At 74.5% G+C, this 26,518-nt stretch carries 22 protein-coding genes; all 22 read left to right on the top strand.

Annotation, left to right across the window (positions count from 1 at the left end; translation table 11 throughout):
• The first annotated feature begins 60 nt into the window (after window positions 1–60).
• The 22 genes from AB2L28_RS00420 (at window position 61) to AB2L28_RS00315 (ending at window position 26,487) form a co-directional block, all read left to right on the top strand.
• Complete coding sequence (locus tag AB2L28_RS00420; RefSeq protein WP_370717243.1) at window positions 61–1,626, top strand: UDP-N-acetylmuramoyl-L-alanyl-D-glutamate--2,6-diaminopimelate ligase; 1,566 nt, start codon at window positions 61–63, stop codon at window positions 1,624–1,626.
• Complete coding sequence (locus AB2L28_RS00415; RefSeq protein ID WP_370716753.1) at window positions 1,623–3,110, top strand: UDP-N-acetylmuramoyl-tripeptide--D-alanyl-D-alanine ligase; 1,488 nt, start codon at window positions 1,623–1,625, stop codon at window positions 3,108–3,110. Before AB2L28_RS00420 ends, AB2L28_RS00415 begins: the two co-directional genes overlap by 4 nt.
• On the top strand, window positions 3,107–4,198 hold the full coding sequence (gene mraY / locus AB2L28_RS00410) for a phospho-N-acetylmuramoyl-pentapeptide-transferase (RefSeq protein WP_370716752.1): 1,092 nt from the start codon (window positions 3,107–3,109) through the stop codon (window positions 4,196–4,198). The genes AB2L28_RS00415 and mraY overlap by 4 nt, the downstream gene beginning before the upstream one ends.
• Window positions 4,191–5,774: a UDP-N-acetylmuramoyl-L-alanine--D-glutamate ligase gene (gene murD / locus AB2L28_RS00405; protein ID WP_370716751.1), complete on the top strand. Its 1,584-nt coding sequence runs from the start codon at window positions 4,191–4,193 to the stop codon at window positions 5,772–5,774. Before mraY ends, murD begins: the two co-directional genes overlap by 8 nt.
• 2 nt (window positions 5,775–5,776) lie before the next feature.
• Window positions 5,777–7,105: a putative lipid II flippase FtsW gene (ftsW, locus tag AB2L28_RS00400; RefSeq protein ID WP_370716750.1), complete on the top strand. Its 1,329-nt coding sequence runs from the start codon at window positions 5,777–5,779 to the stop codon at window positions 7,103–7,105.
• Window positions 7,102–8,202, top strand: a complete 1,101-nt coding sequence (gene murG, locus AB2L28_RS00395; RefSeq protein WP_370716749.1) for an undecaprenyldiphospho-muramoylpentapeptide beta-N-acetylglucosaminyltransferase — start codon at window positions 7,102–7,104, stop codon at window positions 8,200–8,202. The genes ftsW and murG overlap by 4 nt, the downstream gene beginning before the upstream one ends.
• The gene (murC, locus tag AB2L28_RS00390; RefSeq protein WP_370716748.1) at window positions 8,199–9,599 is read left to right on the top strand and encodes a UDP-N-acetylmuramate--L-alanine ligase; all 1,401 of its coding nucleotides are present in this window, start codon (window positions 8,199–8,201) and stop codon (window positions 9,597–9,599) included. The genes murG and murC overlap by 4 nt, the downstream gene beginning before the upstream one ends.
• Window positions 9,600–9,658: 59 nt before the next feature.
• The gene (locus AB2L28_RS00385; RefSeq protein ID WP_370716747.1) at window positions 9,659–10,549 is read left to right on the top strand and encodes a cell division protein FtsQ/DivIB; all 891 of its coding nucleotides are present in this window, start codon (window positions 9,659–9,661) and stop codon (window positions 10,547–10,549) included.
• A 301-nt stretch (window positions 10,550–10,850) separates the two neighbouring features.
• Entirely contained in the window at window positions 10,851–12,242 is a 1,392-nt protein-coding gene (gene ftsZ, locus AB2L28_RS00380; RefSeq protein ID WP_370716746.1) for a cell division protein FtsZ, read from the top strand.
• An 18-nt stretch (window positions 12,243–12,260) separates the two neighbouring features.
• Window positions 12,261–12,998: a peptidoglycan editing factor PgeF gene (gene pgeF, locus AB2L28_RS00375; protein WP_370716745.1), complete on the top strand. Its 738-nt coding sequence runs from the start codon at window positions 12,261–12,263 to the stop codon at window positions 12,996–12,998.
• Window positions 12,995–13,711, top strand: a complete 717-nt coding sequence (locus AB2L28_RS00370) for a YggS family pyridoxal phosphate-dependent enzyme (protein ID WP_370716744.1) — start codon at window positions 12,995–12,997, stop codon at window positions 13,709–13,711. Before pgeF ends, AB2L28_RS00370 begins: the two co-directional genes overlap by 4 nt.
• Window positions 13,712–13,814: 103 nt before the next feature.
• The gene (locus tag AB2L28_RS00365; RefSeq protein WP_370716743.1) at window positions 13,815–14,393 is read left to right on the top strand and encodes a cell division protein SepF; all 579 of its coding nucleotides are present in this window, start codon (window positions 13,815–13,817) and stop codon (window positions 14,391–14,393) included.
• Between the two features lie 49 nt (window positions 14,394–14,442).
• Window positions 14,443–14,757, top strand: a complete 315-nt coding sequence (locus tag AB2L28_RS00360) for a YggT family protein (protein ID WP_370716742.1) — start codon at window positions 14,443–14,445, stop codon at window positions 14,755–14,757.
• Window positions 14,758–14,878: 121 nt separating this feature from the next.
• Window positions 14,879–15,523 carry a DivIVA domain-containing protein gene (locus tag AB2L28_RS00355; RefSeq protein WP_370716741.1) on the top strand — a complete coding sequence of 215 codons (645 nt, stop codon included), beginning with the start codon at window positions 14,879–14,881 and terminating at the stop codon, window positions 15,521–15,523.
• Window positions 15,524–15,730: 207 nt separating this feature from the next.
• The gene (locus AB2L28_RS00350; protein WP_370716740.1) at window positions 15,731–16,207 is read left to right on the top strand and encodes a TraR/DksA family transcriptional regulator; all 477 of its coding nucleotides are present in this window, start codon (window positions 15,731–15,733) and stop codon (window positions 16,205–16,207) included.
• A 99-nt stretch (window positions 16,208–16,306) separates the two neighbouring features.
• A complete protein-coding gene (gene lspA / locus AB2L28_RS00345; RefSeq protein WP_370716739.1) occupies window positions 16,307–16,891 on the top strand; it encodes a signal peptidase II in 585 nt (194 codons plus the stop codon).
• Complete coding sequence (locus AB2L28_RS00340) at window positions 16,884–17,807, top strand: RluA family pseudouridine synthase (RefSeq protein WP_370716738.1); 924 nt, start codon at window positions 16,884–16,886, stop codon at window positions 17,805–17,807. The genes lspA and AB2L28_RS00340 overlap by 8 nt, the downstream gene beginning before the upstream one ends.
• Before the next feature lie 102 nt (window positions 17,808–17,909).
• Window positions 17,910–21,464, top strand: coding sequence for a DNA polymerase III subunit alpha (dnaE, locus tag AB2L28_RS00335; protein ID WP_370716737.1), 3,555 nt, complete (start codon window positions 17,910–17,912; stop codon window positions 21,462–21,464).
• Window positions 21,461–21,946: a hypothetical protein gene (locus tag AB2L28_RS00330; RefSeq protein ID WP_370716736.1), complete on the top strand. Its 486-nt coding sequence runs from the start codon at window positions 21,461–21,463 to the stop codon at window positions 21,944–21,946. Before dnaE ends, AB2L28_RS00330 begins: the two co-directional genes overlap by 4 nt.
• A gap of 280 nt (window positions 21,947–22,226) precedes the next feature.
• Window positions 22,227–24,245, top strand: a complete 2,019-nt coding sequence (locus AB2L28_RS00325) for an alginate lyase family protein (protein WP_370716735.1) — start codon at window positions 22,227–22,229, stop codon at window positions 24,243–24,245.
• Window positions 24,246–24,442: 197 nt separating this feature from the next.
• Window positions 24,443–25,795, top strand: a complete 1,353-nt coding sequence (locus AB2L28_RS00320; RefSeq protein WP_370716734.1) for a DUF1972 domain-containing protein — start codon at window positions 24,443–24,445, stop codon at window positions 25,793–25,795.
• Window positions 25,792–26,487, top strand: a complete 696-nt coding sequence (locus tag AB2L28_RS00315; RefSeq protein WP_370716733.1) for a hypothetical protein — start codon at window positions 25,792–25,794, stop codon at window positions 26,485–26,487. The genes AB2L28_RS00320 and AB2L28_RS00315 overlap by 4 nt, the downstream gene beginning before the upstream one ends.
• Window positions 26,488–26,518: the final 31 nt, after the last annotated feature.

Raw genomic sequence — 26,518 nt, 5'->3', positions numbered from 1 at the left:
GACACACCGTCCGGGCGGTTCGGACCGCACCCGCCGGGCGGGTAACCTCCCACCGTGCCGATGATCGACGGCGGACGACCCACCCTCGCGGACCTGGCCCGGGTCCTCGGCGCCGTCGCCCCTCCGCACCCCCGCGCGAGAGTCACCGGGGTCACCCTCGACTCCCGGCGGGTCGCCCCCGGTGACCTCTACGCCGCGCTGCCCGGGGCCAACGTGCACGGGGCGCGCTTCGCCCCCCAGGCCGCCGCGGCCGGCGCCGTCGCCGTCCTCACCGACCCGGCCGGTCGCGCCGACGCCGAGGCCACCGGTCTGCCCGTCCTCGTCGTGGACACGCCCCGCGCCGTCCTCGGCGACCTCGCCCGCCGGGTCCACGGGGACCCCGGGTCGGCGCTGACGACGTTCGGCGTCACGGGCACCAACGGCAAGACGACGACCGCCTACCTCCTCGAGTCGCTGTGGCGCGCCGCCGGCTGGACGACGGGTCTGCTCGGCACCGTGGAGACCCGCGTCGCGGGCGAGCGCGTCAGCAGCGTGCGGACCACGCCGGAGGCGCCGGACCTGCACGCCCTGCTGGCGCGGATGGTCGCGGCCGGGGTGCGCGGCTGCGCGCTCGAGGTCTCCTCGCACGCGCTGGCCCTGCACCGCGTCGACGGTCTCGTGGTGGACGTCGCCGCCTTCACCAACCTGTCCCAGGACCACCTGGACTTCCACGGGTCGATGCAGGAGTACCTCGCGGCCAAGGCCCGCCTGTTCACCCCGCCGCACTCCCGCCGCGGGGTCGTCTGGGTCGACCCCGCCGACGCCGACGGCTGGGGCCGCCGCGTCGGCGAGCTGGCCACCGTGCCGGTCGAGACCGTCGGCCCGGACGGTGCCGGCGCCGACTGGTCCGTCCGCGACGTCCGCCCCGGCCGGGCCGAGAGCCGCTTCCGCCTCACCGGCCCGGACGCCGACCTGCACCTGACGTGCCCCCTGCCCGGGGCGTTCAACGTCGCCAACGCCGCCGTCGCGGCCGTGGCCGCGCTGCGCCTGGGGCTGGGGCCCGCCGACGTCGAGCGCGGGCTGGCGCGGGCCGAGGGCGTGCCCGGCCGCATGCAGGCGGTCGTGCGCACCGGCGCCCCGCTCGTCGTCGTCGACTACGCGCACACCCCCGACGCCCTGGAGCGCGTGCTCACCACGTTGCGCGTCGGCACGCCCGGACGGCTCGTCGCCGTGGTCGGCGCCGGCGGGGACCGCGACCGCGGCAAGCGCCCCCTCATGGGCGCGGCCGTCGCGCGCCTGGCCGACGTGGCCGTCGTCACCGACGACAACCCGCGCTCGGAGGACCCCGCGACGATCCGGGCGCAGGTGCTCGACGGGGCCCGCGCCGCGTCCGGTCCCGCCGAGGTGCTGGAGGTCGGCGACCGCCGGGCTGCCGTGGCCGCGGCCCTGGCGCGCTGCACCGGCCCGCAGGACACCGTGCTCCTCGCCGGCAAGGGCCACGAGAGGGGTCAGGAGGTCGCCGGTGCGGTGACCCCCTTCGACGACCGGGCCGTGGCCGAGGAGGAGCTGGTGGCCTGGCTCGCCGGGACGGGCGGGGACGCGGGCACGACGGACGGGGCGCCCGGCGCCCGGGGAGGTGCCCGGTGATCGCGCTGACCGCGACCGAGGTCGCGGAGCTGACGGGGGGCCGCCTCGGAGCCGACGCCGCGGGGGACGTGCGCACGCACGGGCCGGTGGTCGTGGACTCCCGGGCCGCCGTCCCGGGGGCGCTGTTCGTCGCCCTGCCCGGGGAGCGGGTCGACGGCGCCGACTACGCGGGCACCGCCGTCGCGGCGGGTGCGAGCGTCGTCCTGGCCGAGCGGGCGGTCGAGCTGCCCGCCGGTGCGGCCCTCGTGCTCGTCGAGGACGGGGTCGCCGCGCTGGGCCGCCTGGCCGCGGGCGTCCTGGAGCGCCTGCGCGCCGGGACCGACGGGGGCGGGACCGGCCCCCTGGTCGTCGCCGTCACCGGCTCGCAGGGCAAGACGACGACGAAGGACCTGCTCGCCTCGGTCCTCGGGGACGTGCTCGACGGGCCGGTCGTCGCCCCCCGCGGCAGCTTCAACAACGAGGTCGGCGCCCCGCTGACGGTGCTGCGCGCCGAGGCCGGCACCCGTGCCCTCGTCGTGGAGATGGGCGCCCGCGGCCTCGGCCACATCGCCCACCTGTGCGCGATCGCCCGCCCCGACGTCGGTGTCGAGCTCGTCGTCGGTGCCGCCCACGCGGGGGAGTTCGGCTCCCTGGAGGCGACGGCCCGGGCCAAGGGCGAGCTCGTCGAGGCGCTGCCGACCGGCGGCCTCGCCGTGCTCAACGCCGACGACGACCGCGTCGCGGCGATGGCCTCGCGCACCCGGGCCCGCGTGCTGACCTTCGGTCGCGGCGCCCACGCGGACGTGCGGGCGGCCGAGGTGACCCTCGACGGCCGGGCCCGCGCCCGGTTCCGCCTCGAGCACGGCGGCGCGGTCGCGGACGTGGCGCTGCGCCTGCACGGGGAGCACCAGGTGACCAACGCGCTCGCGGCGGCGGCCGTCGCGCTGAGCACCGGCGCGAGCGTCGCCGACGTCGCGCTCGCCCTGTCGCGCGCGGAACCGGCCAGCCCCGGCCGCATGCAGGTCCTCGAACGCCCCGACGGCGTCACCGTCGTCCACGACGCCTACAACGCCAACCCGGACTCGGTCCGCGCCGCGCTCAAGGCGCTCGTCGGCATGGCCGCCGACGCCGGGGCGGACGGCGCGCCGCGGCGGACCTGGGCCGTGCTGGGGGAGATGCTCGAGCTCGGCCCGGCCTCCCGCGACGAGCACGACCTGGTCGGGCGCACCGTCGTCCGCCTCGACGTGGACCAGCTCCTCGTCGTCGGCGCGGGTGCCCGACCGATCTACACCGGGGCCGTCATGGAGGGTTCCTGGGGTGAGGAGGCGGCGTTCGCCCCGGACGTCGAGAGCGCCCTGGAGTTCCTGCGACCGCGCCTGCGACCGGGCGACGTGGTGCTGGTGAAGTCGTCGAACGGAGCCGGCTTGGCGCGGCTCGCGGAGGAACTCGTGCAGGACAGGACCCAGGACCAGACCCAGGAGAAGGCGGAGGCGTCGGACACGTGAGGACCGTCCTCATCGCGGGAGCGTTCTCGCTCGTCGTCGCCCTCTTCGGGACACCGCTGTACATCCGCTGGCTGGTCCGGCGCGGGTACGGCCAGTTCGTCCGCGACGACGGGCCGACCACCCACCACACCAAGCGCGGGACCCCCACCATGGGCGGGGTCGTCATCATCCTGGCGGCCCTGCTCGCGTACGCCGCGGCCCACGTGTTCACGGGGCGCGCGCCCACCGTGTCCGGGTTGCTCGTGCTGCTGCTCATGACCGGGCTCGGCATCGTCGGTTTCCTCGACGACTTCCTGAAGATCTCCAAGCAGCGCAGCCTCGGGCTCACCGCGCGCGCCAAGCTCATCGGCCAGGGTCTGGTGGGCGTCGTCTTCGCCGTCCTGGCCCTGCAGTTCCCCTCGGCGGCCAAGGACGGGGCGACGCCCGCCTCGACGCACATCTCGGTGCTGCGGGACACTCCGCTGGACCTGGCGTGGTTCGGCGCGGTCGGCGGCACCATCGCCTTCGTCGTCTGGGTGCTGCTCATCACCTCGGCCGTCAGCAACGGGGTGAACCTCACCGACGGCCTCGACGGCCTCGCGACGGGCGCGACGACGATGGTGCTGGCGGCCTACGTCCTCATCTGCACGTTCCAGTCCAACCAGAGCTGCTACTCCCTCACCGAGGTCGAGTCCCGCTGCTACGAGGTCCGCGACCCGCGCGACCTGGCCGTCGTGGCGGCGGCCGTCATGGGCGCCTGCTTCGGGTTCCTGTGGTGGAACGCGAGCCCGGCGAAGATCTTCATGGGGGACACCGGCTCCCTGGCCCTCGGCGGGGCGCTGGCCGGGCTCGCCATCCTGTCGCGCACGCAGATCCTGCTCGTCGTCCTCGGCGGGTTGTTCGTCATCATCACGCTGTCGGTCATCCTGCAGGTCGGCGGCTTCAAGCTCACGAGGAAACGCATCTTCCGGATGGCCCCGCTGCAGCACCACTTCGAGCTCGCCGGCTGGGGCGAGGTCACCATCGTCATCCGGTTCTGGATCATCGCCGGGTTGTTCGTCTCCCTCGGCCTGGGCATCTTCTACGCGGAGTGGGTGACCGGTGCCTGAGCCGCGCGTGTTCGAGTCCTGGCTGGGCAACCCCCACCCCCGCGCCGACGACACCGACCGCGTCCGGGAACTGCGCCACCTCACCTCCCGGTGGTCGGGTCTGCGCACGCTCGTCACCGGGATCGGCCTGTCGGGCTTCGCCGCCGCCGACGCCCTGCTCGAGGTCGGTGCCGAGGTCGTCGTCGTCGACTCCGCGACCGGGCAGTCCCAGCGGGAGAAGGCCCAGCTGCTGGAGGTGCTCGGGGCCACGGTCCTGCTCGGGCCCGAGCACGTCGGCGCCCCGCCGCGTCCCTGGGACGGGTTCGACCTCGTCGTGACCTCACCCGGCTGGCACCCCGACGCCCCGCTGCTGGTCTCCGCCGCCCTCGCGGGCGTGCCCGTGTGGGGGGACGTGGAGCTGGCCTGGCGGATGCGCCCGGAGACCGGGGCGGCGCCCTGGCTGACCCTGACGGGCACGAACGGCAAGACGACCGTCGTGGAGGTGCTCGCCTCGATGCTGCGGGCCGCCGGGCTGCGGGCCACGAGCGCGGGCAACGTCGGCACCCCCCTGGTAGAGGCGCTGCGGCACCCCCACGCCTTCGAGGTGCTCGCGGTGGAGCTGTCCAGCTACCAGCTGCACTGGCTGTCCACCGATGTGGAGAACTCGGTGCGCCCGCTGGCCTCGGCCGTCCTCAACGTCGCCCCCGACCACCTCGACTGGCACGGCTCGCTGGAGGCGTACGCGCTGGCCAAGGGGCGCATCTACCAGAACACCGAGGTCGCCTGCGTCTACAACGCCGCCGACCCGCGCACCGAGGACCTCGTGCGCGAGGCCGACGTCGTCGAGGGCGCCCGCGCCGTGGGGTTCACCCGCGCCGCGCCGGGGCTGTCGATGCTCGGTCTCGTCGAGGACGTGCTGTGCGACCGGGCGTTCGTCGAGCAGCGGCAGTCGCACGCGGCGGAACTGTGCTCCCTGGGCGACCTGCGCCCCGAGGGGACCGACGACCCGGTCCCGCCGCACACCGTGGAGAACGTCCTCGCCGCGGCCGCCCTCGCCCGTGCCCACGGCGTCCCGCAGGTCGCCGTCCGCAACGGCGTCCTCGCCTTCCGGCCCGCCCCGCACCGGGTCGCGACCGTCCTCGACCCCGCGCGCACCGGCGGGGTCCGCTGGGTGGACGACTCCAAGGCCACCAACGGCCACGCCGCGAACGCCTCCCTGGCGACGTTCGAGCACGTCGTGTGGATCGCCGGCGGCGACGCCAAGGGCGCCTCCTTCGACGACCTCGTGCAGGCGCACGCCGGCCGGTTGCGGGCCGCGGTGCTCATCGGCCGCGACCGCGGTCTCGTCGCGGACGCGCTGCGCCGACACGCACCCCAGGTCCCCGTCGTCGAGGTCGACCTCGCGCAGGATGGGGACGTGACCACCGACACCGCCCACCTCATGGACCTCGTGGTGGCGCGCGCCGCGGACCTCGCCGCGCCCGGTGACACCGTCCTGCTCGCCCCCGCCTGCGCGTCCTGGGACCAGTTCCGGTCCTACGGGCACCGCGGCGACGAGTTCACCGACGCCGTGACGCGCCGGTTCCCGGGGGCCTGACCGTGGCCGTCGAGGGAGCGCGCCCGCGCGTCTCGGGCTGGGACCGCTGGCGCCGGCCCGCCGCGCTCGACGCGGTCGGGGAGTGGGTCCGGGAGCGGACCCGGTTGCTCGACTCCCCGCTCGCGACGCACCACGTGCTGCTGGCCACCACGTCCGTGCTCGTCGTCATCGGGCTGGTCATGGTGCTGTCCAGCTCCAGCGTCGAGTCGTTGACGGAGTACGGGACCCCGTACTTCTACTTCAAGAACCAGGCGATGTACGCGGTCCTGGGCGCGATCGTGCTCACGGTCGCGAGCCGCGTCCCGGCCCGGACGTGGCGACGCCTGGCGTTGCCCGCCCTCGTCGGCGCGGCGCTCCTGCAGCTGCTCGTCTTCGTGCCCGGGGTCGGCAAGGTCGTCAACGGCAACCGGAACTGGATCGTCCTGGGCGGTTTCCAGGCGCAGCCGTCCGAAGCGGCGAAGATCGCCCTCATCCTCGCCCTCGCCCTCGCCCTGTCCCGTCGCCGCGACTGCCTGGGCGAGCCGGCCAAGCTGCTCGGCGCGATGGCGCTGCCCGTCGGGCTCACCGTGGGGCTCGTCCTGCTCACCCGCGACCTCGGGACCGCGCTCATCATGATGGCCGTCGTCGTCGTCATGCTGTGGGTGGCGGGCATCCCCGGCCGCTGGTTCCTCCTCGCCGGTGCCGTGACCGCGGGCGTCGCCGTCCTCGCGGTCGTCACCAGCGAGAACCGCATGAACCGCGTCTCCCACTGGCTCTCCGGCGCCGCCTCGACGCAGGACATCCGGGGGCTGGGGTGGCAACCGGTGCAGGGCCAGTACGCCCTGGCCTCGGGCGGGTTCTGGGGCCTGGGCCTGGGGGCCTCGCGGGAGAAGTGGTCCTGGCTGCCCGAAGCCCACAACGACTTCATCTTCGCGATCATCGGTGAGGAGCTGGGCCTGCCCGGCACGCTGACGATCCTCGTCCTGTTCGGCGTCATCGCCCTCGTGGTGATGCGGCTCGTCCGGCGCTCGCAGGACCTCTACACCAAGCTCGCCGTCGCCGGGATCGGTGCCTGGATCCTGGGCCAGGCGCTCATCAACATGGGGGTCGTCCTGAGCCTGCTGCCCGTCATCGGCGTCCCGCTGCCGCTCATCTCCGCCGGCGGGTCCGCCCTGGTGCTCACGCTGCTCGGCATCGGCGTCCTGCTCTCGTTCGCGCGCGCCGAACCGGGGGCGCCCGAGGCGATCCGCGCGCGGGAGTCGGTCGTGGCGCGCTCGCTGGCCGTGCTGCCGCACCGCGGACCGGGCCGCCCGCGTGCCGGACGGGCCCGCGCGGGGAAGGCGGCGCGGTGAACGTCCTGCTCGCCGGCGGCGGCTCGACGGGTCACGTCGCGCCCCTGCTCGCCACCGCCGACGCCCTGCGCCGTCGCGACCCCGGGGCCGGCGTCCTCGTCCTCGGGACGGCCCAGGGCCTGGAGGCGCGCCTCGTGCCCGAGCGCGGCTACGAGCTCGCCGTCGTGCCCCGCGTCCCGCTGCCCCGCAAGCCCTCGGGTGACCTGCTGCGCCTGCCCGGCCGGCTGCGCTCGGCCGTCGCCGGCGCGGCGCGGGCGATCCGCGACGTGCGGGCCGACGTCGTCGTGGGGTTCGGCGGGTACGTCGCCGTCCCCGCCTACCTCGCCGCCCGCCGGGCCGGGGTGCCCGTCGTCGTGCACGAGCAGAACGCCCTGCCGGGGGTCGCCAACCGCCTGGGTGCCCGGTGGGCGCGCAGCACGGCCGTGACGTTCCCCGGCACGCCCCTGCGCGGGGCCGTGCACACCGGGATGCCGCTGCGCACCGAGGTCGCCGGCCTCGCCCGCGCCGCCGACCGCGAGGCGCTGCGCCGCACCGCCCGCCGCGAGCTGGGTCTGGACCCCGACACCCCGACGCTGCTGGTGACGGGCGGTTCCCTCGGCGCGCAGCGCATCAACGACGTCCTGGGTGCGTGCGCCCCCGACCTGCTCGCCGCGGGCTCGCAGGTGCTGCACGCCTGCGGCCGGGGCAAGGCGGTGCCGCTGCCGGAGGGGACCGACACGTCCCGCTACGTCGTCCGCGAGTACCTCGACGGCATGGACACCGCCTACGCCGCGGCCGACCTCGTCGTGGGGCGCAGCGGCGCGGGGACCGTCAGCGAGCTGACCGCCCTCGGGCTGCCCGGGGTCTACGTCCCGCTGCCCATCGGCAACGGTGAGCAGCGGCGCAACGCCGAGTCCGTCGTGGCGGCCGGCGGCGGCGTGCTCGTCGCCGACGCCGACCTCGACCCCGCCTTCGTCCACGCTCGCGTGCTGCCGCTGCTGTCCGACCGCGCCGCCCTGGCCGCCGCCGCTGGGGCCGCCGCCGGTTTCGGCGTCCTCGACGGCGACGAGCGGCTCGTCGACCTCGTCGAGGCGGCGGCCGGGGCAGGGGCCCGGTGAGCGCCCCGCCGGCACCGGCCGACCTCGGGCGCGTCCACCTCCTGGGGCTCGGGGGGGTCGGCGTGTCCGGTGTCGCGCGGCTCCTGGCCGCCCGCGGCGTGCAGGTCTCCGGCACCGACGCCGTCGACTCCCCGACGCTGCACCGGCTGGCCGAGCTCGGCGTCCGCACCCACGTGGGGCACGACGCCGCCAACCTCGCCGACCTCGGCACCGGGGACACGCTGGTCGTGAGCTCGGCGGTCCGGGAGACCAACCCCGAGCTCGTCGCCGCGCGCGAGCGCGGGCTGCGCGTGCTGCACCGCTCCCAGGCCCTGGCCTCGCTGATGACCGGCCGGCGGGGCGTGGCGGTGGCCGGGACGCACGGCAAGACGACGACGACCTCGATGCTGGCCGTCGCGCTCGTGACCGCCGGGTTGGACCCGTCCTACGCGATCGGCGGGGAGCTGACCGGCGGCACGGACGGCGGGGCCCGCGACGGGTCCGGCCCGTTCGTCGCCGAGGCCGACGAGTCGGACGGCTCGTTCCGCGAGTACGCCCCCGTCGTCGACGTCGTCACCAACGTCGAACCCGACCACCTGGACCACTACGGCACCGCCGAGGCGTACACCGCGGCCTTCGAGGAGTTCCTGGCCCGGTTGCAGCCGGGTGGCCTGCTCGTCGCCTGCGCCGACGACGCCGGGTCCGCCGCCCTCGCCGACCGCGCCCGCGCCCGGGGCGTCCGGGTCCGCACGTACGGCACGAGCCCCACCGCCGACGTCGCCCTGACCGACGTGCGAGCGGGGGCGGCCCCGACCGCGCGGCTGGACGACGGGACGGGGGAGCGGGAGCTGCGGCTCGCCGTGCCCGGTGAGCACAACCTGCGCAACGCCGCCGCGGCCTACTGCGCCGCCGTCGAGCTCGGCGCCGACCCGGACGCCGTCCTGGCCGGCCTCGCCTCCTTCGGGGGCGCCCGGCGCCGGTTCGAGCTCAAGGGCGAGGCCGCCGGGGTCCGCGTCGTCGACGACTACAGCCACCACCCCACGGAGGTCGAGGCGCTGCTGCGCGCCGCCCGCCCGGTCGCGGGGGACGGGCGGGTCCTCACCGTCTTCCAGCCGCACCTGGTGAGCCGCACGCGCACCTTCGCGCGCGAGTTCGGGCAGGCGCTCGCGCTGTCCGACGAGGTCGTCGTGCTCGACGTCTACGTCGCGCGCGAGGACCCCGACCCGGCCGTGACCGGCGCCCTGGTCGCCGACGCCGTCCCCCTGGGGGCCGGCCACGTCCGGTACGTGCCGCGCCTGGAGGACGCGACCGGGGTCCTCGCGGACCTCGTGCGCCCGGGCGACCTGCTGCTGACCGTGGGGGCGGGGGACGTCACGACCCTCGGTCCGCGGGTCCTGCAGGCCCTGGGGCGGCGCTGATGGCGCGCCCCACCCGCCCCCGGCAGCCGCCCGCGGCACCGGTCGAGCAGCCGCCGAAGGTGACCGGAGCCCCCCAGCGGCGCCGGGCCGCCCGCGCCGCGGACACCACCCCCGTCCGCCCGGCCCGACCCGCCGGCCCGTCCCGGCCCGTCCGCCCGGCCCGCCCGGCACCGGCCCCCCGCCCCGCGCCGTCCCGGGGTCGGCCGGCCGGTGGGGCCCGCGCCCGCGTCGCCGACCTCGCCGGGGCCCGCCGCGCCCGCCGCTGGCGTCCCGGGCGCCGGTCCCTCCTCGTGCTGGCGGGGCTCCTCGTCGTCCTCGTCGCGGCCGGCTGGGTCCTGCTGTCCTCGCCGTGGCTGCGCGTGGAGCAGGTCCGCACCACCGGGGTGGCGCGGACCGACCCCGCCGCCGTGCAGCGCGTCCTGCGGGGTCTGGAGGGCACCCCGCTCGCCCGTGTCGACGTGCGGTCCCTCTCGCGCTCCCTGACGGCGCTGCCCCTCGTCCAGAGCGTCGACGTCTCCCGGTCCTGGCCCTCCACGCTCGTCGTGCGCGTCCACGAGCGGCAGGCCGTCGCGGCGGTGCCCTCGACGACAGGGGGAGTGGACCTCGTCGACGGGGAGGGCAACGTCCTCGTCCACGCCGCCGCGGCCCCCGCGGGCGTCCCGACCCTGGACGTCGACGTCGCGCGGGCCGGGGACGGCGCCCTGCGGGCCGCGATCGCCGTCAATGCCTCGATCTCGGACGCGCTGCGCCGCGAGGTCGCCTCCATCTCCGCGACGGGCCCGGACGGTGTCGTGCTGCACGTCGCGGACGGGCCCGCGGTGGTCTGGGGCGACGCCGGCCGTCCCGAGCGCAAGGCCGAGGTGCTGCTGCGGATGCTCGCCGACCCGACCGTCGACTCGGCGCAGCGCGTCGACGTCTCCGCGCCGGACGCGCCCGCCGTCACCCCCTGACCCGCCCGGACCCGCCGCCGGCCCGCACCGGTGGCGGCGCCGACCGCGGTGACGACGGGCCGCGACCCACCCGAGGGTGACGACTGCACGTCAATCTGTCGTCACTCGGCGTCGCGGTCGCGGTCTGACGTGCGTTCGAACGACGTGTTGTCGCGACACGCCGGGGCTGCGGTTGCCTTTGCCCCGTCCCGATCCCTACGGTCACCACCCAGCAGCACGTGACATAACGTTGACCCTCTACTTGAGGGTCAGGGTTTCGCAGCACAGACGGACCAGGCGAAAGAGGCGAGAGGCAACCACCGTGGCAGCTCCGCAGAACTACCTAGCGGTCATCAAGGTCGTCGGCGTCGGCGGCGGTGGTGTGAACGCGGTCAACCGGATGATCGAGGTCGGCCTCAAGGGCGTCGAGTTCATCGCCGTGAACACCGACGCCCAGGCGCTCCTGATGTCGGACGCCGACGTCAAGCTCGACGTCGGCCGCGAGCTCACCCGGGGGCTCGGCGCCGGCGCCGACCCCGAGGTGGGCCGCAAGGCCGCCGAGGACCACGCCGAGGAGATCGAGGAGGTGCTCAAGGGTGCCGACATGGTCTTCGTCACCGCCGGCGAGGGCGGTGGCACCGGTACCGGCGGTGCGCCGGTCGTGGCCCGCATCGCGCGCTCCCTCGGCGCCCTGACGATCGGCGTCGTGACCCGCCCCTTCGTCTTCGAGGGCCGCCGCCGCGCGAACTCCGCCGAGAGCGGCATCGCCGAGCTGCGCGACGAGGTCGACACCCTCATCGTCATCCCGAACGACCGGCTGCTGTCGATCTCCGACCGCCAGGTCAGCATCCTGGACGCCTTCAAGTCCGCCGACCAGGTCCTGCTGTCCGGTGTCCAGGGCATCACCGACCTCATCACCACCCCGGGTCTGATCAACCTCGACTTCGCCGACGTGAAGTCGGTCATGCAGGGGGCCGGGTCCGCCCTCATGGGCATCGGGTCCGCGCGCGGTGACGACCGGGCCATCCACGCGGCCGAGGCCGCCGTGAACTCCCCGCTGCTGGAGGCCAGCATCGACGGCGCCCACGGCGTCCTGCTGTCCATCCAGGGTGGTTCCGACCTCGGTCTGTACGAGATCAACGAGGCCGCCCGCCTGGTCCAGGAGGCCGCGCACCCCGAGGCCAACATCATCTTCGGGACGGTCATCGACGACGCGCTCGGCGACGAGGTGCGCGTCACCGTCATCGCCGCCGGTTTCGACGCCGGGACGCCGAAGAGCCGTCGCGACGAGCGGGCTCTGGGCCAGGTCTCCGGCCGCCCGGTGCCGGCCAGCGCCGTCCCGCCGCGCACGACCCGCCCGGGCACCCCCGAGCCCGCGCACGCCCCGGCGCAGCAGCCCCAGCACACCCAGCAGCAGCCGCAGCACACCCAGCCGCAGTACGCCCAGCCGCAGTACGGGCAGCCGCAGTACACCCAGCAGCAGTACACCCAGCAGCAGTCCCCGTCCTACGCGGCACCGGCTCAGCACCACACCCAGCAGCCCGCGGAACCGCAGCAGCCGCAGCACGCCCAGGCCCCCCAGGCCGCGCCGTCCCCGGACCCGGTCCAGGTGCCGCGCATCATCGAGCTGCCGCAGGACACCGCGGCCTCGCGTCGTCCGAGCCGGCCCCGGCCGGAGGAGGACGACCTGGACGTGCCCGACTTCCTCAAGTGAGCCCCGCGGTTTCCTGAGGTGGGTACCGACCGCTCCCTGAGCACCGTCCCGCTGCTGGACGCCGGTCTGCCGGCCGGCGTCCGCGGCGGGTTCACCACCCGCGCCGGTGGTGGCGGGCAGGCCCCCTACGCCGGGCTGAACCTCGGCGACCACGTGGGGGACGATCCCGCCGTGGTCTCCGCCCACCGGGAGGCGTTGCGCCGCAGCCTCGGGGCGGACGCCCTCGTCGTCCCGCACCAGGTGCACGGCGCGGACGTCGTGGAGGTCGTCAGCCCGCCGGCGTCGGCCCCGGAGGCCGACGCCCTCCTCACCCGCGTCCCGGGCATCGCCCTCGCCATCGTCGTGGCCGACTGCGTGCCCGTCCTGCTCGTCGACGCCGCGGCCGGGGTCGTCGGCGTCGCGCACGCCGGCCGACCCGGGCTCGTCGCCGGGGTCGTCCCCTCCCTGGTGGCCGCGCTGCGCAGCGCCGGTGCCCGCGACCTGGTCGCCGCGCTCGGGCCCTCGGTCTGCGGTGGGTGCTACGAGGTCCCCGCAGCCATGGCCGACGACGTCGCCGCGGTCGTGCCGGCGGCCCGCTCCCGCACCCGCTGGGGGACCGCCTCCGTCGACGTCGCCGCCGGGGTGCGGGCCCAGCTGGCCGAGCTGGGCGTCCCGTCCCGGGACGTGGCCCGCTGCACGCTCGAGCACGACGACCTCTTCTCCTACCGCCGCGACGGCACGACCGGCCGGTCGGCCGGGGTCGTGGTGCTGGCGTGACCCGCACCGAGGAGCTCGCCGCCGCCCTGGCGCGCACCACCGACCGCGTGCGGGCCGCCGCCGGTGCCGCCGGCCGCGACCCGGACCGGCTCAGGCTCGTCGTCGTGACGAAGTTCTTCCCCGCCGACGACGTGCGCCGGCTCGCGGACCTCGGCGTGCGCGACGTCGGGGAGAGCCGGGACCAGGAGGCCTCCGCCAAGGCGGCCGAGCTCGCGCCGGACCTGCCCGACCTGCGCTGGCACTTCGTGGGCCAGCTGCAGACGAACAAGGCGCGGTCCGTGGCCCGCTACGCCGACGTCGTGCACTCCGTCGACCGCCCCCGGCTGGCCGCCGCGCTGCAGGCCGGGGCCGCCGACGCCGGGCGCCGGGTCGGGTGCTTCGTGCAGGTCGACCTCGCCGCGGGGCTCGGTCTCGACGCGGGCGCCGACCGCGGGGGAGCGGCCGGTGACGACGTGCTGCGCGTGGCCGACGCCGTCGCGGCGGGCGAGGACCTGGAGCTGCGCGGCGTCATGGCGGTGGCCCCCCGGGGCGTGGACCCCGCGCGGGCCTTCGCCGAGCTGTCCCGCGCCGCGCGGCGCGTGCGCGCGGAGCACCCCGGTGCCGTCGAGGTCTCGGCGGGCATGAGCGGCGACCTCGAGCAGGCCGTCGCGGCCGGGGCGACACACCTGCGTGTCGGCAGCGCCATCCTCGGATCTCGTCCCGGCGCGCGGTAGCGTCCGGGTCCAGGTCCCCTCCCCGGAGGGGACCTCGCGAAGCACCCCAGCACCACCCGAGCACCACCCGACGCCCCACGAGCACGATCCCGAGGAGCCTGCGATGGCCGGCGCGCTGCGCAATGCGATGGTCTACCTCGGCCTGGCCGAGGACGACCGCTACGCCGAGGACGCCGAGGTCGACCAGACCCGTCCGCGGGCCGAGACGACCACCGCGGCCCGTCCCGAACCGCGGGAGCAGCCGCGTCCCGAACCGCGCCTGGAGGTGCGGCACGACCCCCGTCCGGAGCCGGCGCCCGAGCGCCGCGTCGCGACCACGGCCCAGGTGACCCCGATCAGGAAGCAGGTGGCCCACGTGGTCTCCCAGACCTCCAGCTCCCCGACCACCTCGGCGTCCGCGGAGCTGCACCGCATCACGACGATCCACCCGCGCACGTACAACGAGGCCAAGATCATCGGTGAGTCGTTCCGCGAGGGCGTGCCGGTCATCATGAACCTGACGGACATGGACGACTCCGACGCCAAGCGCCTCGTCGACTTCTCCGCCGGTCTCGTCTTCGGCCTGCACGGGGCGATCGAGCGCGTCACGAACAAGGTCTTCCTGCTGTCGCCGCAGAACGTCGAGGTCGCCACCCAGGAGGAGGAGCGCCCGGTGGAGCGCACCTTCTTCAACCAGTCCTGACGGGTGGCGCAGGGCGCCGCCCGCCGCTCCGATCAGGCAGGATGATGACGTGGCCGTGGTCTTCAAGCTCCTCGAAATCGTCGTCCTGCTGTTCTTCATCTGCCTCATCGGGCGCCTGGTCCTGGACTGGGTGCAGGCGCTCTCGCGCGAGTGGCGGCCCCGGGGGGTCGTGCTCGTGCTCGCCGAGGTCGTCTACACGGTGACCGACCCGCCGTTGAAGGCGCTGCGCCGGGTCCTGCCGCCGCTGCGCCTCGGCGCCGTCCAGCTCGACCTCGCCTTCCTCGTCCTGGCGATCCTCTGCTCGATCCTCATGCCGACGTTCGACGGGCTGTCCCAGCGCGCTGCCCTGTCCGCCCTGCCCTGACGTCCGCGGGCGGGCACCGGTCCATCCGGTCGAGGCCGATCACGTCCGCTACGGTGAGCCCTGGTCCGCCGCCCGCCCGGCGGTCCCGCTCGCAACCCGCCCGCCAGCAGAGGTGTTGAAGATGCCGCTCACCCCGGAAGACGTCGTCGAGAAGCGTTTCAACCCCACGCGCGTGCGTGAGGGGTACGCCCAGGACGAGGTCGACGACTTCCTCGACGAGGTCGTCGCCGAGCTGCGCCGCCTGAACGCCGAGAACTCCGAGCTGCGCGGGCAGCTCACGCAGTGCCAGTCCCGGGTCACCGAGCTCAGCCGTCCCGGCACCCAGACCGCCCCGGCCGAGGCCACCGAGGCCCCGGTGCTGGAGAAGGCACCCGAGCCCGAGCCCGAGCCGGAGCCGCAACCGGCCCTCGTCGCCGCGGCCGCCGCCCAGCCCGACGGGGGCGACGCCACCACCCGTGCCGCCGGCGTCATCGCCCTCGCCCAGCGCCTGCACGACGAGTACGTCCGCGAGGGCGAGTCCCAGCGCGACGCCCTCGTGCTGGGTGCGCAGGAGCAGGCCGAGCGCGTGGTGGCCGAGGCCGAGGCGCGCCGCGACCGCACCCTGGGTGAGCTGGAGGGGCGTCGCGTCGCCCTGGAGGAGAGCATCACCCAGCTGCACGGCCGGGAGAGCACGTACCGCGAGCAGCTCGAGCAGTTCATCTCCTCCCAGCTGGACGACCTGCGCCGCGTCGCCCGCGTCGTCCCGGACGACGCCGTCTCGCGCTGACCCGCCCCGCTCCGCCACAGCCGCCGCCCCTCGGGGTGGCGGCTGTCGTCGTTCCACCCCAGCACCGGCGGGGCCGCGGACGGAGCACCGGCCACCCGAAGAGGTCAGTCTCGACAACTTTCTGTTTCCACTTGCTCACACAGGGTGATAGTCCCTAGTGTCTCCCGCACGCGGCAGCACGGCCGCACGACGAGAGGGGGGACCACGGTGCACGGAGTGTCTGCGGGGACGACGGAGCCGACCGCGACGGCGGGGGCGGCGACGGGCCGGGCGGCCCGGGCCGCCGCGGTCCGCGAGCTGCCGGTGCGGGACTCCGAGGAGGCCTGGACCCCCGAGGAGCTCGCGCAGGTCCGCTCCGAGCTCATGTCGGAGGTGGACCGGCTCACCCGCCAGCTCGACGACGCCACCTCCTCCTTCTCCGCCCTGGTGCGCTCCAGCGGCGAGGGGTCCGGCGACGACCAGGTCGATCACGGTGCCACGACGGCCGGTCGCGAGCACGAGATGACGATCGTCAACAACGCCCGCGACCTGCTGGAGCAGACCCAGCGCGCGCTCGTGCGGATGTCCTCCGGCGCCTACGGCGTCTGCGAGTCCTGCAGCGGGGCCGTCGGCAAGGCCCGGCTGCAGGCCTTCCCCCGGGTCACGCTCTGCATGCCCTGCAAGTCGCGCGCCGAGCGTCGCTGACCCCACGCCGACCCCAGCCGGCCCGAGGTCGGCGCCGCCACCCCTGCCGGGCCTCGCGGTCCCGGCAGGGGGAGGCGCTCGTGGGAGACTAGCCCCGCCATGAGCCCAGCCGAGACGCCCCCCGACCACCCCGCCCCGTCCGCGCACCCGCGGCCACGACGAACCCTGTGGACGTTCCTCGTCTGGGCCGTCGTCTACGCGCTGGACCAGGTGACCAAGGTCGTGGCCGTGGCCACCCTCGAACCGGGGGTCGCACGGCCCTTCGTCGGCGAGGTGCTGCAGTTCCACCTCATCCGCAACCCCGGGGCGGCCTTCAGCTTCGCCACCGGGGCGACGTGGATCTTCACGGTCCTCGCGGCCGTGGTCGTGGTCGTGGTGGTCCGCGTGTCCCGCAAGCTGCGCAGCCTGCCGTGGGCCCTGGCCCTCGGCTTCCTCCTGGCCGGTGCGACGGGCAACCTCACCGACCGCCTGCTGCGCGCCCCGGGCTTCGCGCGCGGTCACGTCGTGGACTTCCTGCAGCTTCCGCACTGGCCGATCTTCAACGTCGCCGACGCCAGCATCTGCGTGGCCGCCGTCTGCATCGCCGTCCTCGCCGTGCGGGGCGTCGGCCTCGACGGCACCCGCGAGGCGCGCGAGCGCCCCGGGGCGGACGCGCCCGCCCGGACGGAGGCCGACGGTGCCTGAGGTCCGCAGCCTGCCCGTGCCCGACGGCCTCGAGGGCGAGCGCGTCGACGCCGCCCTGTCCCGCCTGCTGGGTCTGTCCCGCACGCGCGTCGCCGAGCTGACCGCCGACGGCCTCGTGGTCGTCGACGGGGCCGCCGTCGGCAAGTCCGACCGGCTGCGCGCCGGGTCGTGGCTGGAGGTCGAGGTCCCCGACCCGCCGGCGGCGCCGACCGTCGTGGCCGAGACCGTCGAGGGTCTGACGGTCGTGCACGACGACGACGACCTCGTGGTCGTGGACAAGCCCGTGGGCGTCGCGGCGCACCCGAGCCCGGGCTGGACGGGGCCGACGGTCGTCGGCGGGCTCGCCGGCGCGGGGTACCGCATCGCGACGTCGGGGGCCGCCGAGCGGCAGGGCGTGGTGCACCGCCTCGACGTCGGCACCTCGGGCCTCATGGTCGTGGCCAAGAGCGAGCACGCGTACACCGCGCTGAAGCTCGCGTTCAAGGAGCGGACGGTCGAGAAGGTCTACCACACGCTCGTCCAGGGCCACCCGGACCCGTTGCGCGGCACCATCGAGGCCCCCGTCGGCCGGCACCCCGGCAGCGCCTGGAAGTTCGCGGTCACCGCGGACGGCAAGCCGAGCGTCACCCACTACGAGGTCCTCGAGGCCTTCCGCGCCGCGGCCCTGGCCGAGGTGCACCTCGAGACGGGGCGCACGCACCAGATCCGGGTGCACTTCGCCGCGCTGCGCCACCCGTGCGTGGGGGACCTCACCTACGGGGCGGACCCGACGCTGGCGGCCCGTCTCGGACTCACCCGGCAGTGGCTGCACGCCGTCCGCCTCGGCTTCGCCCACCCCGGCACCGGGCAGCCCGTGGAGTTCACGAGCACCTACCCGGCCGACCTGGCCACGGCCCTGGAGCGCCTCGCCGACTGACCGTTCCCGCGCGGGTGTCGGGACCCGCTCGTGTCCGGCCCGGCGCCTACCATCGTCACGCACCTCGCCCCACCCGCCTCGTCCCCCTGGAGGCCCGCTCCCATGGCGTCCCCGTCCTCGTCAGCGGACTCGTTCGTCCACCTGCACGTCCACACCGAGTACTCGATGCTGGACGGTGCGGCCAAGGTGGACGACCTCTTCGCCACCGCCGCCGAGATGGGCATGCCCGCGGTCGCGACGACCGACCACGGCTTCGTCTTCGGCGCCTACGACTTCTGGAAGACGGCGAAGAAGCACGGGGTGAAGCCGATCGTCGGCGTCGAGGCGTACCTGACGCCGGGGACGGCGCGCCAGGACAAGACGCGCGTGAAGTGGGGCGACCCGGGCGCCCGCTCCGGTGACGACGTCTCCGGGGCCGGGTCGTACACGCACATGACGATGCTGGCCAGCAACACCCGGGGCATGCACAACCTGTTCAAGATGAGCAGCCTGGCCAGCCTGGAGGGCTTCCTCTACAAGCCCCGCATGGACCGCGAGCTGCTCTCGCAGTACTCCGAGGGGCTCATCGCCACCACCGGCTGCCCGTCGGGGGAGGTGCAGACCCGCCTGCGCCTGGGCCAGTACGACGAGGCGCGCCAGGCCGCCGCCGACTACCGCGACATCTTCGGCCGCGAGAACTTCTTCGTCGAGCTCATGGACCACGGCCTCGACATCGAGCGCCGCATCCAGGACGACCTGCTCAAGCTGGCCAAGGACCTCGAGCTGCCGCTGGTCGCGACGAACGACCTGCACTACACCCACGCGCAGGACGCCCGCGCCCACGAGGCGCTGCTGTGCGTGCAGTCCGGCTCGACGCTGGCCGACCCCAAGCGCTTCAAGTTCGACTCCACCGACTTCTACCTCAAGAGCCCGGCCGAGATGCGCCACCTGTGGCGCGACCACCCCGAGGCCTGCGACAACACGCTGCTCATCGCCGAGCGGTGCGAGGTCGAGTTCACCGAGTCCACCGGCGCCTACATGCCCCGCTTCCCCTGCCCGCCGGGGGAGGACGAGGAGAGCTGGTTCGTCAAGGAGGTCTGGTCGGGGCTGAGCTACCGCTACGACGGCGCCATCCCCGACGACGTCCGCAAGCAGGCCGACTACGAGATCGAGGTCATCACCTCCAAGGGGTACGCCGGGTACTTCCTCGTCGTCGCCGACTTCATCAACTGGTCCAAGGCCAACGGCATCCGGGTCGGTCCGGGCCGCGGGTCCGGTGCCGGGTCGATGGCGGCGTACGCCATGAAGATCACCGACCTGGACCCGCTGCGCCACGGCCTGTTCTTCGAGCGGTTCCTCAACCCCGAGCGCATGTCGATGCCCGACTTCGACGTCGACTTCGACGAGCGCCGCCGCGGTGAGGTCATCCAGTACGTCGTGGACAAGTACGGCACCGACCGCGTCGCCCAGATCGTCACGTACGGGACGATCAAGGCCAAGCAGGCCGTCAAGGACTCCTCGCGCGTCCTGGGCTTCCCCTTCTCCATGGGGGACCGGATCACCAAGACGATGCCGCCGGCCGTGATGGGCAAGGACATCCCGCTGTCGGGCATCTTCGACCCGAACCACAAGCGGTACTCCGAGGCGGGGGAGTTCCGCGAGCTGTACAAGGCCGACCCCGAGGTCGTGAAGGTCGTCGACACCGCGCGCGGGCTGGAGGGCCTGAAGCGGCAGTGGGGCGTGCACGCGGCCGGCGTCATCATGTCGAGCGACCCGCTCATCGACCTCATCCCGATCATGAAGCGCGAGGCCGACGGCGCGATCATCACGCAGTTCGACTACCCGACGTGCGAGACGCTCGGGCTGGTCAAGATGGACTTCCTCGGCCTGCGGAACCTGACGATCCTCGACGACGCCCTGAAGAACGTCGTGGCCAACGGCAAGGAGGAGGTCGACCTCGAGAAGCTCGACCTCGACGACGCGGCGACGTTCGACCTGCTCGGCCGCGGCGACACGCTCGGCGTCTTCCAGTTCGACGGCGGCCCCATGCGGTCCCTGCTGCGCCTCATGCGCCCGGACAACTTCGAGGACATCTCCGCGGTCGGCGCGCTGTACCGGCCCGGCCCGATGGGCGCCGGGTCGCACACCGCGTACGCGCGGCGCAAGAACGGCCAGGAGCCCATCACCCCGATCCACCCCGAGCTCGAAGAACCCCTGGCGGACATCCTCGGCACGACCTACGGCCTGATCGTGTACCAGGAGCAGGTCATGTCGATCGCGCAGAAGGTCGCGGGGTACACCCTCGGCTCGGCCGACCTGCTGCGCCGCGCGATGGGCAAGAAGAAGCGCGAGGTCCTCGACGCCGAGTTCGTCGGCTTCGAGAGGGGCATGCTGGACAACGGGTTCAGCAAGGAGTGCGTCAAGGCGCTGTGGGACATCCTCGTCCCCTTCTCCGACTACGCCTTCAACAAGGCCCACTCGGCCGCCTACGGCCTGGTCTCCTACTGGACGGCCTACCTCAAGGCCAACTACCCGGCCGAGTACATGGCCGCGGTGCTCACCTCGGTGCGCGACGACAAGGACAAGTCGGCGCTGTACCTCAACGAGTGCCGCCGCATGGGCATCAAGGTGCTGCCGCCGGACGTCAACGAGTCGAGCGCGAACTTCACCGCGGTCGGCACCGACATCCGCTTCGGCCTGACCGCCATCCGCAACGTCGGCGCCAACGTCGTCGAGGCGGTCGTGGAGGCCCGCACCGGCAAGGGCCGCTACGAGTCCTTCCAGGACTTCCTCACCAAGGTGCCGGCCGTCGTGTGCAACAAGCGGACGATCGAGTCGCTCATCAAGGCCGGTGCCTTCGACTCCCTCGGGCACCGGCGCCGCGCCCTGGTCGCCAAGCACGAGGACGCCGTCGACGCCGTCGTGGACGTCAAGCGCAACGAGGCCATCGGCCAGTTCGACCTCTTCGCCGGTCTCGGGGGCGGGGACGAGGCCGGGGGCGGCGGTTTCGAGGTCGTCATCCCCGACCTGCCCGAGTGGGAGAAGACCGAGCTGCTCGCCCACGAGCGGCAGATGCTGGGCCTGTACGTCTCCGACCACCCGCTGTTCGGGCTGGAACGGCTGCTGCAGAACGCCTCCGACGTCTCGATCTCGGCGCTGCTGGAGGACGAGTCCCGACCCGACGGCTCGAACATCACCGTCGCGGGCATGATCACCGGCCTGCAGCGCAAGACGACCAAGCAGGGCAACTACTGGGCGATCGTCACGGTCGAGGACCTCGCCGGGGCCATCGAGTGCCTGTTCTTCCCGCAGGCGTACACGGACGTGGCCCAGCTGCTGGCCGAGGACCTCGTCGTCGTCGTCAAGGGCCGGCTCAACCGGCGTGACGAGGTCCCGACGATCTACGCCTCGGGGCTGACGGTGCCGGACATCTCCAGCACCGACGGCGTCCCGGTCACGGTGACGCTGCCGACGGCGCGCTGCACCGCCGGGGTCGTCGAGCAGCTCAAGACGGTGCTGGAGACGCACCGGGGGGCCACCGAGGTGCGGCTGCGGCTGACGAAGAACGGTGGCGGGACCGGGACCCTGATGCGGCTGGACGACTCCCTGCGCGTCAACCCCAGCCCGGCGCTGTTCGGTGACCTGAAGCAGCTGCTCGGCGCCTCGTGCCTGGGGTGAGGCGGCCGGCGGCCCCGGGGGTGCGGGAGGTGCCGGGGGCCCGCCGGACCGGTGTCGTCCTGCTGTTCGGCCAGGCCGTGGCCGGTCTCCTCGTCGGTCTCGTCTGGTGGTCGCTCACGCGCCGCCCGGCGGCCCTGCTCGTCGGCGAACCCGTCGTCACGTCCTCGACGGTGTACCCGATGGCCCGGGACGGCGTGTTCAGCGTCCTCACGGGCCTGGTGGGTCTGGTGGCGGCGGTCGTGGTCCTGCGGCGGGCCCGGCGGGCGCCGGTGACGGTCTTCGTCGCCGCCCTCGCCGGCGCGCTGGCCTCCAGCCTGCTGGCGGCCGGGACGGGCAGCGCCCTGCCCCCGGCGGCCGCCGGGGCGGGCGAGGTGACCTTGACGGCCTGGGTCGCGGTCCTCGTGCAGCCGTTCGTCGTGGCGGCGGTTGTGGCTCTGGTCACACTGTGCGACGTCCTGGTCCGCTGGACCCGGACACCGTGACCTCGGCCCGAGTCCACCCGTTCGGCGCAACGACGCGGGGGTGACGGGGGAGCTGCGCCCCAGGTCACACGCTGTGTAGCCGTTCTGCGCGGGGACTGCTCCGCAGGGCGCCGGACGCCGTCACGGTCGGTGCAGGTGGTGCCCGGAGGCGGGGGAGAGCGGACGAGTGATCACCGGCGGGCGGCTCAAGGCGGTCTGACACGGGCCCGATCCCTACATCGTGACCCCCTCCACGATCGTTACGAAGCCCTCTCGTCGCCTCGTCGCTGCCCTCGGCGTCGTGGCCGCCACCTGCACCTTCCTCGTGACCGCCGGCGGCACCGCCGACGCCGCAACCGGTTCCACCACCCGGACCAGCACGAAGGTCGTCGCCAAGGACTCCTTCGCCGGTGCGAGCCGCGCCGTCGGCAACGCCGAGATCGGTGGCCGCTGGGCGATCCAGTCGCCCCGGGGCCGCACGGTCTCCACCGGTGGCGACCAGCTCACCTTCCCCTCGGTCCCCACGGGCGGCAGCTTCGCCGCGCTGCTGCCCGCCGTGGCCGCGACCGACGTCACCGTCACGCACGGCGTCAAGCTGCCGAAGGTGGGTTCGGCCAAGATCGGCCTCTACGAGACGACCGAGCTGCGCCGGCAGTCCGACGGCGACCGCTACGGCACGACCCTGACGGTCGGCGCCGGCGGTGCCCTCACGCTGAGCGCCGACCGCGTCGTCGACGGCCGCTCCACCCAGCTGAAGAAGACGGCCCTGAAGGTCAAGGCCGGTTCGGACGCGTGGCTCACCGTCGAGACCAAGGTCTCCGGCACCTCGCCGGTCACCGTCCAGGCCCGCGTCTGGGGCGCCGGCCAGCCCACCCCGGACTGGCAGGTCGTGGCGAAGGACTCCAGCGGTTCGGCCGTGAAGAAGGCCGGCGCGGTGGGCGTCAACGGGTACCTCTCGAGCAGCGGCACCCCGACGACCGTGTCCCTCAACAGCTTCCAGGCCGTGGCGACGACCACGACGACGGTCCCCGCGGCTCCCGCCCCGGTGCCCGCGACGACGTCCAAACCGCGCCCGGCGGCGCCGACGCCGACGCCGACCGCGACGACGAACCCGCCCAAGCCGTCCACCCCGCCCAAGCCCTCCACCCCGCCGAGCACCCCGCAGCCCGGCTCGCCGGCCGCGCCGGGTCTGCCGACCCTGCAGAGCGTCGTGACGAACGGCTTCGTCCACCCGGGCGTCCTCAACGGCACGACCAACCTCGAGGCGTCCCGCGCGGCCGTCCTGGCCGGCCAGGCGCCGCAGAAGCCCGCCTTCGACAAGATGAAGAGCAGCCGCTTCGCCAACCTGGGCTGGACCCCGCGTCCGGTCGCCTACGTCGGCTGCGGCTCGTACAACACCGTCGACGAGGGCTGCACCGCGGAGACCGACGACGCGCAGGCCGCCTACACCCAGGCGCTCCTGTGGTACTACACCGGTGACCAGCGGTACGCCGAGAAGGCCAAGCAGATCCTCAACGCCTACTCCGCCACGCTGAAGGACCACAAGTTCGACACCAAGGTCTACAAGAACGGTCTGCTGCAGGCCGGCTGGGCCGGGCAGACGTTCACCAAGGCCGCCGAGCTCATCCGCTACAGCGGTGCCGGCTGGAGCGCCTCGGACGTCGCCCGCTTCGAGACGATGCTCAAGACGGCCTTCCTGCCGCGCGTCATCGACGGCTGGACCTGGACCTCGGCGAACTGGCAGCTGACGATGGCCGAGGCCACCATGAACATCGGCGTCTTCACGAACGACCGCGCCACCTGGGACAACGGCGTCGGTGACTGGCGCAACCACGTCAAGGGCTCGTTCTACCTGGCCTCCGACGGCGCCAAGCCGAACTTCCCGGCCAACACGATCATGAAGGACAGCAACTACCTCGAGTACTGGTCCAACCCGAAGCAGTACGTCTCCGGCCTCGCCGCCGAGACGTGCCGTGACGCGTCCCACACCGCGATGGGCCTGGCGTCCGCCCTCGACGCCGCCGAGACCGCCCGCCTCCAGGGGGTGGACCTCTACGGCGAGCAGCGCACCCGTCTCGTCGCGGCCATGGAGTACAACCTGCGCTTCGTCAACGACCCGTCGGCCTCCGGCTGGGTCTGCCCCAAGCCGCTGAACCTCGGCGGGACGGGCTACAAGCTGACGTACGCCCTGGGGTACAACAACTACGCCGTCCGCGGCGGGCTGTCGCTGCCCGAGACGAAGAAGTTCCTGAGCAAGGTCAGCCCGACGGGTTCGGGGATCTTCATGAACTGGGAGACGCTCACGCACTCGGCCGGCTGAGGCCGGGCACCGCGCGCCGCGCACGAGGGGACACCGTCGACGCCCCGGGACCGTCAGGTCCCGGGGCGTCGTGCGTTCCCGGCCGGCGACGCACCGCGACACGCCGGAACTTCGGGGGGCCCTCCCGCTACCCGCCCGTCCGGGCTATGGTCATCACTCCGCGTACAGGGGTGGTCGCGGATGGGGGGAACAACTCGATGATCAGCCACGCCCGTGGGCCGTCGACCGACGGACTGCGCATCGCTCTGCTGGGGACCCGAGGGGTCCCCGCCCGCTACGGGGGCTTCGAGACCTGCGTCGAGGAGGTCGGCTCCCGGCTCGTCGACCGCGGTCACCGCGTCCTCGTCTACGGCGCCCGTCCCGAGGACGGCGCCGGGCCCGTCCACGAGCACCGCGGCATGGAGCTCGTTCCGCTGCCCGCCGTGCGGCGCCGCTCCCTGGAGACCCTCAGCCGCTCGGCGCTCGCCACCTGCCACCTGAGCGCCGCGCAGGTGCGCGGCCGACTGCCCCGCGGCGACCGCGGCGCGGCGCCCGCCGTCGACGCCGCCGTCGTCTTCAACTGCGCCAACGCGCCCTTCCTCCCGGTCCTGCGGGCGGCCGGTGTGCCCGTCGCCACCCACGTCGACGGCCTGGAGTGGAAGCGCGCCAAGTGGGGGCCCGCCGGCCGGCGCTACTACCGCTGGGCCGAGGCGTTCGCCGTCCGGCACTCCGACGCCCTCATCGCCGACGCCCAGGGCATCGCGGACCACTACCGGGCCCGGTTCGACGCCGGCACGACGCTCATCCGCTACGGCGCGCCCGTCGTCGAGGGCGGCGGGGACCGGCGCCGGCTCGCCACGATGGGCCTGGTCCCGGGCGGCTACCACCTCGTCGTCGCCCGCTTCGAACCGGAGAACCACGTCGACGTCGTCGTCGAGGGCTACGTGGCGTCCCGGGCGCGCAAACCGCTCGTGGTCGTGGGGTCCGCCCCCTACTCCGACGCCTACACCGCCCGGGTCCGCGCCCTCGCCGACCAGCGCGTGCGCCTCGTCGGCGGGGTCTGGGACCAGGACCTGCTCGACCAGCTCTACGCGGGGGCCTGCACGTACCTGCACGGCCACAGCGTCGGCGGGACGAACCCCTCGCTGCTGCGGGCGATCGGCGCGGGGACCGCCGTGGACGCCTTCGACGTGGACTTCAACCGCGAGGTCCTCGGCGCGGCGGGCACCTACTGGCGGACCGCGGCCGACGTCACCGCCGCGGTCGAGGCCGCCGAGGACGACGAGGCCGGGGTCCGCGACCGGGGCCGGGCCAGCCGCTTCCGCGCCGCCAACTACGACTGGGACGACGTCGCCGACGGCTACGAGGACCTGTGCCTGCGGCTGGCCGGGCGGGCGCTGCCCGTCCGGGGCGGCCAGGACGCCTCCGTCGTCGACCTCGGCGCGGCCGCGCCGGGGCACGAGCACCCGCACGCCGGTCAGCCCGACCTCGGGCGCCTGGACCTGAGCGCGCTGGAGACCCACGACCACGAGCCCCACCTCGAACCCCGAGCGCGTCGGAGCAGCCGGTGAACCCCACCCGATCCCCCCACCGTCCCGCACGCCGGTTCGCGGCCGGGCTGACGGGCGCGGTCCTGTGCCTGGCGCCCCTGGTCGCGTGCTCGGCGCCCGGCAGCACGTCGACGAGCACGGCCGGTGCCCCGACGACCACCGCCGGCCCGGCCACCGGCGCCTCGAGCGACCCGGTGACGACCCCACCGAGCGGCCCGCCGAGCAGCCCGCCGGAGATCCCGCCGACGACGTCCGCGGGGCCGGCGGCACCCACGGACGCGCCACCGGGCCCCGAGGAGGCCGCGACCGCCGACGTCGTCGGCACCCGCACGCTGCCCCCGGTGCCGGTGCGGACCCCTGCCCGCTTCAGCGAGGGCCTGACGGTGACGGTGACGTCGGTGAGCGAGGCGCAGGTCACCGCCGTCTACCCCGGGGAGGTCAGCGGCCCGGGCATGGTCGTCCAGCTCACGTTCACGAACCTCTCGCCCGACCCGGTCGACCTCGACGGCGTGCGGGTGACCGCGACCCGGCCGGACGGGTCGCCCGCGACGGCGATGGAGGGTCCCCCGTACTCCGCTCCCACGGGTGTCCTGGAGACCGGGGCCTCGGCGCAGGCCACCTTCGTCTACTCGATCCCGCAGGGCACCGCCCGTTCCACGACGCTCGAGATCACCTCGGTGAGCTCGACCGACACCGTCACCGTCGACGTCTGATCCCGACCGTCACGAACGTCGCCGGCGAGGC

This window comes from Kineococcus mangrovi, from assembly GCF_041320705.1.
GTDB lineage: Bacteria > Actinomycetota > Actinomycetes > Actinomycetales > Kineococcaceae > Kineococcus > Kineococcus mangrovi.
The sequence above is the reverse complement of the archived record's forward strand: the minus strand, read 5'-3'. Positions and strand labels throughout refer to the sequence as shown.

Bases quoted from the DNA above. Each gene is read 5' to 3' on its own strand.
- AB2L28_RS00420 (WP_370717243.1), top strand. From the start codon at position 61: ATGATCGACGGCGGACGACCCACCCTCGCGGACCTGGCCCGGGTCCTC.
- AB2L28_RS00365 (WP_370716743.1), top strand. From the start codon at position 13,815: ATGGCCGGCGCGCTGCGCAATGCGATGGTCTACCTCGGCCTGGCCGAG.
- AB2L28_RS00355 (WP_370716741.1), top strand. From the start codon at position 14,879: ATGCCGCTCACCCCGGAAGACGTCGTCGAGAAGCGTTTCAACCCCACG.
- lspA (WP_370716739.1), top strand. From the start codon at position 16,307: ATGAGCCCAGCCGAGACGCCCCCCGACCACCCCGCCCCGTCCGCGCAC.
- dnaE (WP_370716737.1), top strand. From the start codon at position 17,910: ATGGCGTCCCCGTCCTCGTCAGCGGACTCGTTCGTCCACCTGCACGTC.
- AB2L28_RS00320 (WP_370716734.1), top strand. From the start codon at position 24,443: ATGATCAGCCACGCCCGTGGGCCGTCGACCGACGGACTGCGCATCGCT.